14 protein-coding genes are annotated in these 15,211 nt (G+C 51.5%); 3 read left to right on the top strand and 11 right to left on the bottom strand.

Features of this window, described 5'->3' with window-relative positions; all coding sequences use genetic code 11:
• Positions 1-2 precede the first annotated feature (2 nt).
• Both ABID47_RS11010 and ABID47_RS11005 read right to left on the bottom strand, forming a co-directional pair.
• On the bottom strand, positions 3-545 hold the full coding sequence (locus ABID47_RS11010) for a GNAT family N-acetyltransferase (protein WP_354496592.1): 543 nt from the start codon (positions 543-545) through the stop codon (positions 3-5).
• Positions 546-688: 143 nt separating this feature from the next.
• On the bottom strand, positions 689-955 hold the full coding sequence (locus ABID47_RS11005; RefSeq protein WP_076169170.1) for a CD3324 family protein: 267 nt from the start codon (positions 953-955) through the stop codon (positions 689-691).
• 360 nt (positions 956-1,315) lie between these two features.
• Here ABID47_RS11005 and ABID47_RS11000 point away from each other — a divergent pair, with 360 nt between their 5' ends.
• Entirely contained in the window at positions 1,316-2,284 is a 969-nt protein-coding gene (locus ABID47_RS11000) for a copper amine oxidase N-terminal domain-containing protein (RefSeq protein WP_354496590.1), read from the top strand.
• Between the two features lie 184 nt (positions 2,285-2,468).
• Here ABID47_RS11000 and ABID47_RS10995 read toward each other — a convergent pair whose 3' ends face one another.
• On the bottom strand, positions 2,469-3,182 hold the full coding sequence (locus ABID47_RS10995; RefSeq protein ID WP_354496588.1) for a glycerophosphodiester phosphodiesterase: 714 nt from the start codon (positions 3,180-3,182) through the stop codon (positions 2,469-2,471).
• Positions 3,183-3,431: 249 nt separating this feature from the next.
• On the opposite strand from ABID47_RS10995, the gene ABID47_RS10990 reads away from it, so the two are divergent.
• Positions 3,432-4,436, top strand: coding sequence for an aminoglycoside phosphotransferase family protein (locus ABID47_RS10990; RefSeq protein ID WP_354496586.1), 1,005 nt, complete (start codon positions 3,432-3,434; stop codon positions 4,434-4,436).
• 94 nt (positions 4,437-4,530) lie between these two features.
• Here the strand turns inward: ABID47_RS10990 and ABID47_RS10985 are convergent, their stop codons facing one another.
• The 5 genes from ABID47_RS10985 to ABID47_RS10965 all read right to left on the bottom strand — a co-directional run bounded on the left by ABID47_RS10985 (position 4,531) and on the right by ABID47_RS10965 (position 9,520).
• Complete coding sequence (locus tag ABID47_RS10985; protein WP_354496584.1) at positions 4,531-5,127, bottom strand: TetR/AcrR family transcriptional regulator; 597 nt, start codon at positions 5,125-5,127, stop codon at positions 4,531-4,533.
• 68 nt (positions 5,128-5,195) lie between these two features.
• Positions 5,196-6,671, bottom strand: coding sequence for an FAD-dependent oxidoreductase (locus tag ABID47_RS10980; protein WP_354496582.1), 1,476 nt, complete (start codon positions 6,669-6,671; stop codon positions 5,196-5,198).
• Between the two features lie 255 nt (positions 6,672-6,926).
• Positions 6,927-7,451 carry an AAA family ATPase gene (locus ABID47_RS10975; protein WP_354496580.1) on the bottom strand — a complete coding sequence of 175 codons (525 nt, stop codon included), beginning with the start codon at positions 7,449-7,451 and terminating at the stop codon, positions 6,927-6,929.
• Between the two features lie 65 nt (positions 7,452-7,516).
• Positions 7,517-7,873 (bottom strand): VOC family protein, encoded by a 357-nt coding sequence (locus ABID47_RS10970; RefSeq protein WP_354496578.1) that lies wholly within the window; start codon positions 7,871-7,873, stop codon positions 7,517-7,519.
• 150 nt (positions 7,874-8,023) lie between these two features.
• Positions 8,024-9,520, bottom strand: a complete 1,497-nt coding sequence (locus ABID47_RS10965) for an alpha-L-fucosidase (protein ID WP_354496576.1) — start codon at positions 9,518-9,520, stop codon at positions 8,024-8,026.
• Positions 9,521-9,650: 130 nt separating this feature from the next.
• Here ABID47_RS10965 and ABID47_RS10960 point away from each other — a divergent pair, with 130 nt between their 5' ends.
• Positions 9,651-10,493, top strand: a complete 843-nt coding sequence (locus ABID47_RS10960) for an AraC family transcriptional regulator (RefSeq protein WP_354496574.1) — start codon at positions 9,651-9,653, stop codon at positions 10,491-10,493.
• 81 nt (positions 10,494-10,574) lie between these two features.
• Here ABID47_RS10960 and ABID47_RS10955 read toward each other — a convergent pair whose 3' ends face one another.
• From ABID47_RS10955 to ABID47_RS10945, 3 genes are all read right to left on the bottom strand, one after another.
• Positions 10,575-11,573 carry an endo-1,4-beta-xylanase gene (locus ABID47_RS10955; protein ID WP_105443968.1) on the bottom strand — a complete coding sequence of 333 codons (999 nt, stop codon included), beginning with the start codon at positions 11,571-11,573 and terminating at the stop codon, positions 10,575-10,577.
• A gap of 231 nt (positions 11,574-11,804) precedes the next feature.
• Positions 11,805-13,340: a glycoside hydrolase family 43 protein gene (locus ABID47_RS10950; RefSeq protein ID WP_354496572.1), complete on the bottom strand. Its 1,536-nt coding sequence runs from the start codon at positions 13,338-13,340 to the stop codon at positions 11,805-11,807.
• Positions 13,341-13,357: 17 nt separating this feature from the next.
• Entirely contained in the window at positions 13,358-15,172 is a 1,815-nt protein-coding gene (locus ABID47_RS10945; protein ID WP_354496570.1) for a family 43 glycosylhydrolase, read from the bottom strand.
• Between the last annotated feature and the right edge of the window lie 39 nt (positions 15,173-15,211).

Below are 15,211 nucleotides of genomic sequence, written 5' to 3'. Positions count from 1 at the left end.
ACTTATTTGTTTATAAAATGGAACACCTTAGCCGCCCCGATCTCAGCCCGCAATTCCCTGTCCTCTTCCGTGAACCTGTTGTTCGTATAACGCGCCAGGGTTTTTCTCCAAAAATGAATGGTCCTTGAATTCCTCTCTGTCGGAGTCGTGTAGATCAGCCATTTTCCCTTGAACCGGTTGAAGATTTGGGTTATGGCCTCCTCGGCAACGCCCTGACCCCGGAAAGGCTGCAGTATAAAATATTCGTTCACCAAAAAATCGCTGTCATCCTCCACATAAGGCGGCGTGGCAATCAACGCGAATCCTGCGGGCACTTCGTCGACCCGAATCAAGAAAGGAAAAAGGCACTCCTCTTTTTCCCACCAAATATCAAACTCCGGCATTTGCTGCTGAAGCGTTTGAAAGGCATCGCTGTCTTCAAAGACGCCATACCGATTGGGAAGCACGTTCCGGATCCCCGCCAAATCGTGAAGATACAGGGGGTAAAGGTTATAGATGATCGATTGCGTATCACGCCTGCTTAATTCAACCGTTATTTCTGCCATGCTGGATCCTCCTCAAAGAGCCTTTTATCTTGTACCGTAAAGTATACCGGCTGGCGCTTTGAAACAATATGCAGAGAACACACATAACCATTTAGGATACAAAAAGGGCTCGCGCTGGTTTGATCACACGCAAGCCCCTGGCATTATTTTTTCTGGTATACGATCTTTCGGATCGTTTCTACAGCGAGGCAATAGGACTGGGAGAGCTGCTCCACATCAATTCCTTTACGGAACGATTGCCTGATCTCTAAATTGCGTTTCCGCAGATAGTCCCGCTGTCCCGAAAGCTGGCCCCATTTTTTGCGGCCATCCTCGCGAGAAGGAATATAGATCGTCCTGCCTTGGACGTATTTTTGAATTTCCTGAAGCAGCTGTTCAGGTAAAATGTCGCTCGCAGATACATATTTCATTGGCTTCGCCCTTTCATCTAAGTGAGTTTAAGATGGTAAGGTAGCAAAGCCTGCATGACAAACATCCTGCTAATGATCTGAAATGGATGCGGTTAAGGGATAAGGCTCCATGCAAAACAACCGCCGCTGTTTGTCATATAGACTCTGCATGGAGCAAAGATGTAAACTTTGCATCGGGTAAGCTTTTGGATTCAGTAGGTCCTGAACCGGCATCATCGCGATATTCCTCTCTTTCGGTTATTCATCTGCCTAGTAGTTTCCACATGGGGTTTGAGGATTCCTTTGACTCTAGCAAAAAAATGAGACAAATCACTGCAATTCAGGTATATTCAAGGAAAAGATTCAAATGGAGGAAGAATTTTGAAGAAACTTGTCATGATATTGCTGGCTTGTGTGCTGGGGATTTCGGTAATCACGAACGGACAAAAGGCGGGGGCCAGTGGAGAGACAGAATCAGAGCTGCCTATCATCGAATTGAAAGATAAAGGAGTTATCCTATCAGGCCAAACCATGCTTCCCATTGGCCCGCTATTTAAAGAATTGGGCCTGCAACTGCAGTTTGATCCCAAACAGGGAAACATCGGCTATACAATCGGGGATATCAAGGTCACCGCTAAGCTGAATGTTAAATCCGTGTCGATTAATGGAGCAAAAAAGCTGTATACTGTCCCTCCTCAGCTCATCGAGGGCAAGTTGATGCTTCCCCTCGGGATGATAACGGACACGCTGAATGCAAAGACAACAGTAGATTACACCAGGCCTATAAATGAAAAAACAAAGCCGATCAGTTACGTTATGCTCACTACATCAGCCAAGAAGGTTATCATTTTTGTTAATAACGCCTATGAAACCTATAAAAAATATATAGGCAAGACTGTTTGGATTCACAGCTACCGGGTGCAGATGAAACTAACGGAATTTGACGGTACACCAACTAAATCCGTTCACAATTTGTCGCAAGTTAAGATCGTCAAGGTAGAAAGCGATGAACTAATTACCGGCTGGGTTGACGTATACTTTACTTATCAAAACAAAACCTATAAGATCAAGAGCCTTCACACCGAGGATTTCCAAAAGGTAATTTCGACCGTTAATCCTTATAAATCTTTTAACTTTCCAAGCTCATATTGGAAGCTGATCGAAAATAGCCAGGTTCGTGCAGGGATGACCGACAAGATGCTCGAATTATCCTGGGACAAGCCGGACCGGATCCTTAATTCGGGGAATCATACCGTAACCTGGATCTACGACATCGCACCACCAAAATTGTTTATCTACGTAACGCTGAAAAACGGCGTCGTAACCTCCTATTCTTTGGAGGAGAAATAAGGTTCTCTTCAATCTCATATTAGAGTTCGGAAAAATACGATCCAAAAAAGGGAAGCGCAAGAATTAGCGCTTCCCTTTTCTTATGCTAAACACTCATCATCTATAACGACTATCTCCAAATGTCACCATTAGTCATAGCAGTAATACCCGTGGATAAAACGCTACTGAAACCTAGACTCCTATTTCAATCCCACAAAATCGTATCCGTCGTGATATAGGCCGCACCCGCCTCCTCAAACGGCCGCGAAATCTCCCGCTCGTTTACAGTCCAGATCGACACGTCAACTCCAGCCCTGCTGCAGTTTCGCACGTCATCCGGCGTCGCGGTACGATAGTCGTAATCCAGAAAAGCAGGCTGCAGCCGGCCGATGAGCTCAAGGTCTGCTTCACTTGGCGGCTTCGCCGATAAAAAGCCGAGCGGCACCGCCGGATCGATGGCACGCACCTTCAACAGATCGTTGGCATTGAAGCAGATGAAGCTCATTTGCCCCATTATGCCGTAGCCGCGGACCAGCTCAACGAGCCTTTCCAGATCGCGATCCTGGTGATATTCCTCAATCTCGACGAATGCGTGCATGCCGTAGGACACACATACGGACAACACTTCCTCCAATGTCGGGACTCGCAGGCCGGAATAATCGCTGATCCCGTTTCCGGAGGTGATGCTCAGCTCGCGAATCTCGGCAAACGAGAAATCCTTCGTCCTCCCCGTTCCGTTCGTCATCCGGTCGACGGTACGGTCATGATGGACAATCCAGCGGCCGTCCGTCGTGCAGTAAGTATCGCATTCGATGCCCCAGAATCCCGATCGGCCTGCCAGTTCAAAAGCCGCGACGGTATTCTCAGGCGCCTTCATACTAAGCCCCCGATGGGCTACATACTTCGGTTGCTGATTCACCTGTCTTCACCCCATGATCCGAATTTTTGTTGCCGTCTTCATCCTTTGATTGAACCGAGCATAACCCCTTTGTTAAAGTATTTTTGCAAAAAGGGGAAAATGATCAGCAGCGGCAGCGCCGTTAACATATTAAAAACCATTCATGAACGAATGGTTTTTTCCTGCTTCTTGACGGCCGGGTAATCACACCCATTCCATGCTACAATATCCGGTATATACCAAAAGAAGGCGAGGAGGCCGGAGAACGTTATGAATGTAAGGTTGGCAGAACGACTCATCGAAAAATGGGCAGCGGCGAATGCCGGTGCGATCGGTTTAGATCCCCATCATATCCAGGCTTCATACATCTATAATCCCGGAGGCTTCGGTAATTTGTCTCTCCGCTTGTCGGACGGCCACACGCGGCTTCACGTTAAACTGGCTCCGCCCGATCGGAGCGAGCGGCTGCAGCAGTGGGCGGGCGTCAGCGATTATCTTGCCGAACACTACGCCGCACCCAAGCTGGTCCACAGGATTGAAAGCGAGATCGTAGAAGGGTATCCGTATGGCCTTGTGTTCGAATATATCGAGGATGCGGTCCCGCTGGCGGAAGCGGCGAATCCTGAAGCTATTCTGACGGGCGTCATCGAGACCGCCTCCAGGCTGCATCGCGACAGCATTCTTCGCGGAATGCTGCCTGAAGCGGAAGTCCGCACTTTTGCGGATGCCTTTGAAGACGAATACATATCCAGGTTTACGGAAGATTTGGAGGGAATCCACAGATCCCGGGAGCTGCTGCGGGACTTCGTGTCGGATGAGACCATTTTGTGGTTTGGAGAAGAGATCGAAAGGCTGAGGGAAGCTGTCCGGCAGACCCCGGCATTTGGACTCCCTGCGAGCGACGTGGTTCATAACGATCTGAACGGAAACAACGTGCTGACTTGCGGCAAGGACAGCTTTCGGATCATCGACTGGGACGATCTTTCCGGCCAGGGAGATGCGGCGATGGACTATTCGGTTATGTTATGGCCACTAAGGCATGGCCCATCATGGCCGGTTTGGAGGGAAAAGGTGTTGGCCACGGCAGGAGATACGGTTGCCGAGCGGCTTGAGCTGTATTTTCGGGCAAAACTGCTGGACGACGTCATTGACGTACTGGCCGATTACGTCGAGTCGGAGGAGGTCCCGGAACATCGGGAAGAAGCCCAGCGCAAAGCCAAAGCGGTCCATCTCCGCTCGTATCCGCAGTATCTCGCCCAGTATGGAAACGGATAGCTGTTCTTGAATACGGAGAACACATCATAAAACTCTTTCCAACCGCCTTGATAGGCGGGTAGGAAAGAGTTTTTTAACGATGTACAAACTGCGTTTATTTCCGTGCAACCAGCCGCATCAGCATGTCGGCCTTCGGAATTTGATACACCTTGCTTCCATTCGAATTGATGACCATCACGCCGGATAGGACGGATAAATAACAAGCGATGAGCTCACGCGGATCTCCTTCCGCCAATTCCCCTGCTTGCTGACCTTCTTCGAATAACGGAAGCAGCATATCTACATACGTATCCATAGAATATTGCTGTTGGATCTCCTTGACTTGTTCAGGCACCCCGTCGGACGTGGCTGCCTGGTGAATCAGCATGAAGTATGGAGTGCCATCTTCATTGAGGATTTCCGCCGTTAACGCCCTGATTCTCTCGAGCGGCGTTCCCGGCATGTCATAGACGCTGCGCAGCGCCGCTTCCGATTCGGCCATCGCTTCTTGAACAAGCGACGTAAACAATTCGTCTTTGGATTTAAAATAATGGTACAGCAGCCCGTTGCTGATGCCTGCCGTCTCAGCGATCATACTCATCTTTGCGCTGAGGATGCCTTTGCGGGCAAACACCTGAAGCGCTGCTGCCTTGATCTGTTCTTTTCGTTCATCGCGAATTTGGTGTAATTGCTCTTCGTTTAATGGTGCCAATGTCAAGTACCCCTTTACCGGAAGCTACCGTTTTTTCTACCAGTATATCAAATCCATCTTGGCTATCGCTATGGTCTTACCAGCTCGAACGGCGATTCCGGGAACCGCGGAAGCATTTCTTCGAGAATCGTTTCCACAGGTTTACCGTTGTCCGCCGTAAGACCGGAGAGCAGCTCCCTGCCTTCATCTGAAGCGGTTAACACTTGGACAGCTGTCTCAGGATTGAAAATGTTTCGGGGGGATACCGATAACGTATTGACCGCCCAATAGAGTCCATAGAACTTCCAATCGGGTTTGCTGACCGCATACCTCAGGAACAGCTCCATATATTCCCGGCTGAAGGCGTTCCTCTTGCTCGAATCCGTCCCATGGTATTCGACACCCTCCCACCGGAGATCGGCCGTACAGTTCAGCCAGAACGCCGGCTCGATGGCCTCCTTGATTCGGCGGAGTACGCCATGCTCCCAATCCGGCCGCTTCTCGGCGTGCTGTTCCTGCAGACAGGTTTCCAGGATTTCGACTGAGATGGCAGCAACGGTCATGCCCTGGCCGAAGATCGGGTCATAGATGCAGTAAGCATCTCCCAGGACCAGCAAGCCTTGCGGCCACTGCGGCATCTGTTCAAATCGATGGCAGTACAATTCCGGAACGCGGAAAGGTCTGGGTGACGCCATCGGTTCGAAATCGCGGACGAGTTCTGCGATCTTCGGGCTCGGAAGCTGCTCCAAGGCGCTCTCGAATTCGGCAGCATCCGTCGGAGGGTAATTCCCGCCCGGACGGGCGAGCAGCACTTCAGCCGTATCATTCTCGATAAATGAGAAGACACTCGTATACGTACCGCTCGCAGGCTGTCCTTGAATGTTGATGACATCCCATTCATCGATCAAATGAGTCAGGTGCGGCGGTACTTTATAGCGGCGGGTGCTGTACCCGAGCGAAACTTTCAACAGATCCGGCTCGGGAACCTCGTAGCCCAGGTCCGTAAGCCAGCCCGACAGCTTTGAAGATCGCCCGCTCGTATCAATAACCAGGTCGGCCGTCAGTGCTTTCTCCTTGCCGGACTGCTCACGGTCTCTGGCTTGCACCCCCATTACCTCGGATCCGTCAGGGCTCGTTAACAACCCCGTCACCTGGTGTTTCGTCAGAAATTTCACGTTGGAAATGGCAGCCGTCCGCTCGCGGATGACCCACTCCAGAAGCGCTCTGCTAAATTTAAGATCATCCCGGTCGTACTTCATTTCCAGGGTGCCGTACTGGTTCATGAAATACGCGGTTTTGTTCAGTGAAGACGGGCAGCCGTTCGCGATCATATCCTGCTCATATCCAGGAAAGAGCCGTTCAATGACCGCTTTCCCCCGCGCCGTAAAGCGATGCGGATGGAATGCCTGAGGCGTTCCCGGCCGGACGTCCGGCCCTGTCGGATAGGCATCATTTTCAACGATCAGTACCTCTTTGAAATATTCCGAGAGCACGCGTGCGGTCATGAGTCCCGCCATACCTCCACCGATGACGATGGCTTTGCTTGTGTTCGCCTTGGTAACCATAAAATGATTCCTCCCAGTTTTAGATTGACTCATTCAGTCGATAATATTCAAAAAAAATATGAATTGTCGTGATTTAGATTGACTCAGTCAGTCAATGTAATTATGCGGTGATTAACATTTATTGTCAACCCCTTTTTTTCAGGCGTCAGCATTTGCCTCTTCAGACACTTTCGGGCACAACAAAACGGCGGCCGGCGAAGACTTGAAGAATAGCAGTCTATCCCTGCGGCAGCCGTTGTTTAACCATGCTTTCCGTTACATTCCAATATGAACGTGAAACCTGTCATGTTGGATCACTCCTGCGGCAGTCTCGGCCGGATCCTTATGATTCGTATCCACAAGATAATCCGCATTGACTGCTGCTGACTTCAGTTTATTTAGCAAAAACAGCGAACGGTCCAGTAAATGTATATCCCCTCTCATATGGAGACGCTCCGTTATCGTTTCTTCGTCTGCGTGCAGTACCGCATATTTGAGCTGTACGTTTAAATCGGCGATCTGCCGGCAGAACCACTCGAATTCATCTTCGACGACAAAGTCGATCACGACGTGAAAACCGTTTTGGATAAAGTTTCTGGTGACCGAAAGGATATTCATCCAAGCCAAGCTCAGACGTTCCTCCCATGTCGGGGCAGGCTCCGTCATCTGCATGTGGAGTAAATCGTCGCCCTCGATCAGCACACAGCGTTCCACGAGCCGAGCCAGCTCTTTCGACGTTGTCGATTTTCCGACCCCGAGCGGACCGGAGATCAGATAGATTTGCTTCGTATCACCGTTCATATGTAATCATCCTCCTCTCTCTACAAATGCCATCAGCTGCGCCTTACCTGTCCGTTCGGCCGGGTTCAGACTTCTGTAATATGCCAGAGAACGCCGGCGGGATCCAGCAGATGGATGGCCCGTCTGCCGTACGGCTGGATTTCAGGAGGCTTGGCTTTCACGCCGTATTTTAAGATGACACCGGAGTGTTGAAGATGGCTCCACCACGCATCCAAATCCTGGACGCATAGCTCCAGCATATAGTTCATTTGCAATTCAGCGTTCTGATAGTTCTGTAAATGGAATTCCGTTTCGTCCATCCGGAAAATCGTCAGCTCATCGCTGGTGAATATTTTTTCAAATCCCAAATCCTCATAGAACTGCACAGCAAGCGGGTAATCCTCACCGGACGGAACAAAAGGCCTTAGCTTTAACGCTTTCATCGTGATCATCTCCTTAACAAGAGTTATTAAAAACGCCCCACGGCATCATTATATCAGCCGCAGGGCGTAATCCAACGAGTATTATATTATTATACCGATCATTTACCTAACTCAGCCAGCGATGCCGGTCCAAATGGATCATCGAGCGTGTCACCCGAGCTCAATAGCCAGGCAGTGGGCATGATTTGTCGGCCTATGCTCCGGAAGGGAAACAACCAGAGCTCCGTAAGGCTGCTCGAACGGTACATCGCCCACACCCAGCAGCCGCACGGACTTTACCTTGTCAGCCGGGGTCAACGTACGAATGACGGCTAGACGATCCTCCGGCCAGCGCATTTGGAAGGCGTAGAGAATATTCCCCTTCTGCGTAAATCGGTAATCTGCCGCTGTCCATTCCACTTTGTTTTCGGTGAAATGGTCAATGACCACCTGTGAAGGGCCTTCGCCTGACACGCGGAACGGGCGGGTGCCAAATATCCCTTCGCCGCAGACTCGAATCCACTCAGCCATCTCTCTGAGGATATGCGTGCACTCGTCGTCGATTGTACCATCCGGCTTCTGCGGAATATTCAAGAGAAGATTGCCGTTTTTAGAAACGATATCGACCAGGATTTCGATGACATGCCCCGGCTTTTTATACACAGACCTCACATTATAGAACCAGTCCCCTACGCATGTGTCGGTCTGCCACGGCTCAGGCTTGATGTCAGGCTCTTGGCTCCGCTCGATATCCAGCACGCCTATCGTGTATATTTCCTTGCGCCGATCCTTCTGGTTATAGACCGCGCGGTTCACGCCGCCGTGAATCGCCGCGCTCGTATTATACAGGTGTGCGACAGCGAGTAGTCCAGCCTCGTAGGCGGGATCATCCAGGGACAGCTCCGGCTTTTCCCAGTAGCCTGGTGTGAACGGCAGCCCGCCGTCCGAGTACAGCAGATCCGGCTGATACTTATCAATGATTTCCTTGATCACGGAAAACCAGTGACGATGCCACCACGGATTGGATGTATACCAAGGCGAAATCGAATCAACCTGTATCCTGCCTTGATGGTGTTCCTTATTGGGCAGATACAAATCCTCATTCGCCGGATCGTTCCCATCGTAAGGAATGCCGGCATATGGCCCCTCCTTATCGCTGCCTTTATTCCAATGGAACCAGCTGAATGTGGCGCCGAGATGCTCCGTTAGGCCAAAAGGCAGCCCACGCCGTGCGGCGGCATCCTTCCACAGAGCGACAATATCTTTTTTGGGTCCCATATTGACCGAGTTCCAGCGATGGATGCTAGAATCATAATTGAAGAAGTTATCATGGTGCATCGCCTGCGCCACGAAATATTTGGCCCCGGCTGCCGTGTATAAGTCCATTAAGGCATCCGGGTCAAACGCCTCCGCTCTCCACAGCTGCACAAGGTCTTTATAGCCAAATTTCGATGGGTGCCCATAGTGACGGACATGGTATCGGTATTGTTCCGAACCTTCGATATAGATGTTCCGTGCATACCAGTCTCCGTACATCGGTACGGACTGGGCGCCCCAGTGCGACCAGATCCCGAACTTGGCGTCCCGGAACCACTCCGGACATTCGAATTGGCGGAGGGATTCAAAGGTAGGTTGGTAGGGGCCAGCGGCGATTTCGTTCCAGTTCATCGGTATTGCCTCCTTTGCTCGAATCAGGAATTGATTTTATCCTAGCAATCCTCGCGCCATGAATGAATACAGAATCCTAACCTTCTGTTGGATAAAATTATCTACTCTATATAGAACGGGGAATACAGTTATGGGCAACCAATCACTAGCAAGGCTGTATATGGAAAATCTGGACGTACGGGTCACATCGATGGGATATAACCAGGTATGGACGGATTGGCGGGAGCTCGACTATACGCCGGACTTTAACAAGTTTTATTTGATCTGTGACGGGGAGGGATGGCTGAAAATCGGCGATTCGGAATTCAGTCCAAAACCCGGACAATGGTTTCTTATGCCTCATGGCGTGAAGCAGTCCTATTCTTACACTTCGGGCCCCAGATACACGAAATATTGGTGCCATTTTACGGCTCGGATTGGAGACCGCAATCTCTTTGACCTGATTCAAACCCCACTGTATGTGGACACAAAAAATGACAGCGAAGCGATCCGGCTGTTCCGCGAATTGCTCGACAGCGATGCTGCGGCTTCCATTAGCGGTCCGCTGCTTGTGAAATCAGCCATGCTAAGATTGGTCGCTTATTATATTGAGCATGCGGTTTCCTCCGAGGACAGCCTCCATCGTTCGACGGAGCCCGAACCTCTCGAACAGGTGATTTCGTATATTCAGAGCAGCTACCGTCACAACCTGACCATTACGGACTTGGCCGAAAAGGCTCATTTGCATCCCAACTATTTCATCCGTGTATTTAAACGCCAGTTCGGGATTTCCCCGATCCAATACATCAAGAAAAGAAGGCTGGAGGAAGCAAAACTGCTGCTTGTGACGACGAACCTCCCGTTATCTGAAATCGGCGACAGGATCGGAATATCCGATATCTCCTACTTATCCAGAATTTTCAAGGAATCGACCGGCTTCTCGCCGACCGCATACCGGATGACCTTCAACTCCCATCAAACGGTATCGCCTTAATGAAAAGCTGGTGCAGCTGCCGTTAACACGAAAAAAAATGGTGCTTGTACAAGCACCATTCCAATGAAAAACATGCCTTGCCTAAAGAGTCAAGCCCACTGTCTTCAGCACTTCCGAATAAGACGGTTTGGGCTGATGCTTCGCATCAAATAAGAATGGCCAATTCTTTCGTCCCCGTACAGGGAAATGGTCCAGCCAGGTATAATCATCGGCAGCGCCCCAAAAAGTGACGGAAGTGATATATTCGCTGTATTCCTGGAACAGCCGGAAAAATTGACCGTAACGTTCCGCTTGAAGAGCCAGCATCTCTTCCGTCGGAGCCGTGAGGTCGGTCCGCCGGTCATCGAACGCAAACATCGAAACGTCCAGCTCCGTAATATGCAGCTTCACGCCCAAACTGGCGTATTTCTCGATCGCCACGCGGATATTATCCAGCGACGGGTGATACAGGCTCCAGTGCGCCTGAAGCCCGATGCCATGGATCGGAACCCCCTGCTCGAGCAGCGATTTGACGAGCGTGTAGATTTTCTCGCTTTTCACCGGATCGGCCTCGTTGTAATCGTTGTAGAACAGCAGCGCCTCCGGATCGGCTTCATGGGCGTACTCAAACGCCTTGGCGATGAAATCCTCGCCGATAATATCGAGCCACTTTGAAGGCCGCAGCAGCTCGCTGCCGCTGTCGGATACCGCTTCGTTCACCACGTCCCAAGCATAGAGTTCTCCCCGGTAACGGGATACGACCGTGTTGATATGAGATTTCATGCGGGCCAGCAGCGTCACCCGATCCGTTTGGCTGCCGTCTTCATTTTCAAACACCCATGCCGGCGTCTGATTGTGCCACACCAGCGTATGGCCCCTTACCCCCATGCCGTTGGCTTTAGCCAGGGCCACCATACGGTCTGCCGCCTCAAACGTATACCGGTCCTCCGCAGGATGCAACCTTTCGAATTTCATTTCATTTTCGGCAGTCACGCTATTGAAATGCTCGATAAGCAAATCACGCTGCGAGTCCAACGTCACCGGATTGACGGCGGCTCCGATCAAAAACTGTTCTTTAAACGCTTCGCGCAACCTCATCATACCTATCCCCTCCTAGAGAAGTTCTACACGCCAATGCTTCATGAAAGACACCTTCATCCCAAAGTGTAAGCCTCCTCATGATCACGCAACAACCTGCCATTGACCGTGTCTTCACCCGGCAAAGTATGGTTGTCTTCGACCACACCTTGCGACTTTCAAATTAACATCCAGCGCAAACGAGGACGCTCCCACAGGAACATCCCCATTGCATATGGAGCGAACGGAAGTCGGTTACTTCAGCACCTGGTATTGAAAATCGGAAAAATCCGCCGTCCCTCCAACCTCCCGGGTGGAGAACAAAAACAGACCGACTCGGCATCCCATAAAATGGTCCAGCTTGTATACCATCTTGTGTGTAATCCCGAGCTGCCTCCAATCCGCACCATCCCGGTAATAAAACATGCACTCATCCTCATTGTTCACGAAATTGCCAATCGTCTTAAGTGTGATGACGTTTCCGGAAACGGGAACTCTGGCGAGTTCGGTCCCGGGCTCTTCGTCGACCAGTTTGCCGAATATGGAGCGGTCTTTGGCCTCTCTGGCCAGCATCACCAGGTAGGATCGGCCGGCCTCCTTGGTCAAAGCGATCAAGCCGTATGTACCGATCAAAAAGCATAAGCCTGCATAATCGCCATCCTTCTGCCCGCTGCCGTCCAGCGTGACCGTTACTTCGCATGCTGGTCCCATGGCACGCTGCGTCAGCGTATTGACCGCGAACGTCAAATTGGGGCTGATCTTGCCGGATGTGACCCGGTAGACTCCCGGTTTGTCCGTTACGGACCACAATGCATCGTCAGGCGTATGATTCCACTGCCAAACATCCTTCAGGCGCACTTTGCCGTCTTCGTTCGGCGTGTAATCAAAGTCGTCGCTTCCAACCAAAGGCTGGTAGGTATACCCCGGTCTTGTGCTTGGCAGCTCGATCATTGGGGGTGCTGCTTTGGCGAATACCGGAAAACCGTTTTCAAAGTGCAGCGGAACAAGCACCGGAATCCGGCCGACGGCGCCGTGATCCTGAAACAGCACAGCCACCCATTTCCCGTCCGGCGTATCCACGATGCCGCCCTGCGCTACGCCCGAATTGAAATACCCCATATCGTCATTAAAAACCTCTCCGCCCGTAAACTCGCCCTCTAGGGAATCCGCCGCAAAGCAGGCCTGCGTTCGGCGCCCTAAAGCCTTCGAAATATGGATAAAGAAAGCATAATACCTGCCATCGATCTTATAAAAGTGGGCACCCTCGTACCCGAGATGGTACGGCTCCCGTTCTTTCACGATAACGCGGTTCAGCCCGCCGGGTTTGGGACCGGAAAGATCCTCCTTCAATTCGAGGAGGTGAATCTCGGTGTTGCCGTATATCAAATACGTCCGGCCGTCATCGTCAAACAGCAGGGAGCAGTCGTGATAAAAGCCCTCGATGTACTGCTTCGTCCATGGACCGGTTACGCTATCTGCCGTGTACAGGTAAGTCCGGCGGGTATCGTTCGCCACGAAGATGACGTAGAATTTTCCCTTGTGGTAACGAAAAGATGGCGCCCACATGCCCTGGCCGTAAATATGTTGGCCGCCTTCGAGCCGCTGTGCCGGCGTATTGTCCAGTACGTCGTATACATGTGTAGCCACTTCCCATTGAATCAGGTCGTATGATCGCAGAATGACGCAGCCCGGCATCATGTGCATCGTCGTGCTCACCATATAGTAGGTATCCTCCACCCGGATCACGTCAAGATCCGGATAATCGGCCCATATAATCGGATTTGGATACATGTTCTCTCTGCCCCTTCCTAATCGCGTTGTACAATGATTTCGATCGACACCTCGGCCAAAGCCGGGTTCAAATCTCTTTCTTCCGTTAAATCAAGCACCGGATATCCGTCCATACCGAAATGAACGCGGCGGATTCCGGAGCCTCTTGGCCCCTCTACTCCCGGTCGGGCATGGTATACGTTCCAAGTGACGCCATCGTCATCGGTAATGTAAGAATTATGGCCCGGACCGTATTCGCCCGGGACGCTTCTCGACGTCAGAATCGGATAATTACCCTTCGTCCAGCTGCCGGGATCCAGCAGGTCCGCATTCGCTTCGGCGGTCAGCAGGCCTACGCAATATGTAGCGTCTACCGCCGCGCTCGAGAAGGTTAGATAAATCCTGCCGTCCCGGATCAAAGCAAACGGCCCTTCATCGACAAAGGTATGGTTATTAGCCCAGCCAAAGTCCGGCTTGGTCAGCAGCACCGGATCGCTCGCCAGCCTCCACGGCTCCTTCGGATCCAATTTCGCGATATAAACCCAGGCGCCAAGATCTACAGGCACGAACTGCCGCTCCGACCAAGCCGCGTAACAATCCCCGTTCACCTGGATGACGGTCATGTCCAGTGAGATCACCTTGCCCGCCTCGCATAACTCGGTACCGTCTTTCCTGACGACGCGCCGTGGCATCGACCAGTCAGCTGCGCAAGTGGGGTCCCCACCCTCGCGCAGCTTCATCACGTGGCACTCTTCATAGAAAAATTCGCCTGTCGTTGCCGCATGAAAAATGTACAGCCCGTCCCCGATAATATGGAACTCGGGCGCCCATAACAGCCCTTTAATGTGATCATAGGTTTGTGTATCCAAAATTAAAGACTCGCCGGCCTGAACAAGACCGGATATCGTCTCTGCTTCCCGGATATACAAGGTTCGGTTGCCGTCGGCGTCGTTCGTCGCAATGAAATAATACTTGCCGTTCCATTTCGCGATGCAAGGGTCCGCCCGGTTCGGCGCGATCGGAAACGCATAATGCTCCTGACGAACCCTTCCCCTCACCTGATAGGTTCCCGCCTGATCCCAGCGAACCGCTGCCATATCCCAGTCCACGGCTTTGGGGGCCGTGGTGCCGTCACTGTATACCGCGGTCGCTTTGAGCGCTTTCAAATCCTCGGCCGATGTCGCAATGATGCTATCCGGAACTTCAATGGCGACATTCTCGGGAACCGTAAGCCGGCATATGAGGCGTTGTGCCGTTTCCCGCGGAACGCGGATCACATTGCGGGGCTGGATGCCTTCAATATCGGCCGATACGGCTCCGAGAGTAAACGCCTCCACTTTTTCCGGAGTCCCGGCGCCAGCCAAATCATAAAGATCCTGAATCTTATTTTGGTAGCTGCCGCCCTTCCCGTCGCTCCAGCGGATGATGTATACCTGGCTTGATTCATCGTACTCGCAAGCGACATCTTGGGCGTAAGCATCGCTCTTCAAATCAACAAGCCCGATTTCTTGGTACTGCAGCAAATCGTCGGAAGTAAAGAACAGCACCGCCCCTCGGCTCTCTTCATCCTGCTGTCCATCCGCCTCTGTCCGTATGGCAACGACACCGAATTTTCCGTCGGCCATGCGGAAGAGGTACGGATTTTTCAGGCTTTTGGCCCGGAGCGTCCCGTTTTCATGGTTCGTTGCCTTGGCGAACAGGACGCCTGAATTATGGTTCAAGGCTTGGAAACCCCTGCCGTCCTCGCTATAGGCAAGATGCATGCTGTACGCCAGTCTCGGTGCATAGATGATGTCGTCCTGCGGAGAGCGGGTATAGCATAGTACTTTGATATATTCGCTTTTCAATATCATGGCATGGTCCTCACCTTTATTGATCATTTCAAATACGGA

This window comes from Paenibacillus favisporus (assembly GCF_040545415.1).
Lineage (GTDB): Bacteria > Bacillota > Bacilli > Paenibacillales > Paenibacillaceae > Paenibacillus_AQ > Paenibacillus_AQ favisporus.
This window is presented reverse-complemented; position numbering and strand designations above follow the sequence as displayed.

Excerpts from the sequence above, each read along its gene's own strand:
- ABID47_RS11010 (WP_354496592.1), bottom strand. The coding sequence starts at position 545 with ATGGCAGAAATAACGGTTGAATTAAGCAGGCGTGATACGCAATCGATC.
- ABID47_RS11005 (WP_076169170.1), bottom strand. The coding sequence starts at position 955 with ATGAAATATGTATCTGCGAGCGACATTTTACCTGAACAGCTGCTTCAG.
- ABID47_RS10990 (WP_354496586.1), top strand. The coding sequence starts at position 3,432 with ATGAATGTAAGGTTGGCAGAACGACTCATCGAAAAATGGGCAGCGGCG.
- ABID47_RS10980 (WP_354496582.1), bottom strand. The coding sequence starts at position 6,671 with ATGGTTACCAAGGCGAACACAAGCAAAGCCATCGTCATCGGTGGAGGT.
- ABID47_RS10975 (WP_354496580.1), bottom strand. The coding sequence starts at position 7,451 with ATGAACGGTGATACGAAGCAAATCTATCTGATCTCCGGTCCGCTCGGG.
- ABID47_RS10970 (WP_354496578.1), bottom strand. The coding sequence starts at position 7,873 with ATGAAAGCGTTAAAGCTAAGGCCTTTTGTTCCGTCCGGTGAGGATTAC.
- ABID47_RS10965 (WP_354496576.1), bottom strand. The coding sequence starts at position 9,520 with ATGAACTGGAACGAAATCGCCGCTGGCCCCTACCAACCTACCTTTGAA.
- ABID47_RS10960 (WP_354496574.1), top strand. The coding sequence starts at position 9,651 with ATGGGCAACCAATCACTAGCAAGGCTGTATATGGAAAATCTGGACGTA.
- ABID47_RS10955 (WP_105443968.1), bottom strand. The coding sequence starts at position 11,573 with ATGATGAGGTTGCGCGAAGCGTTTAAAGAACAGTTTTTGATCGGAGCC.
- ABID47_RS10950 (WP_354496572.1), bottom strand. The coding sequence starts at position 13,340 with ATGTATCCAAATCCGATTATATGGGCCGATTATCCGGATCTTGACGTG.
- ABID47_RS10945 (WP_354496570.1), bottom strand. The coding sequence starts at position 15,172 with ATGATATTGAAAAGCGAATATATCAAAGTACTATGCTATACCCGCTCT.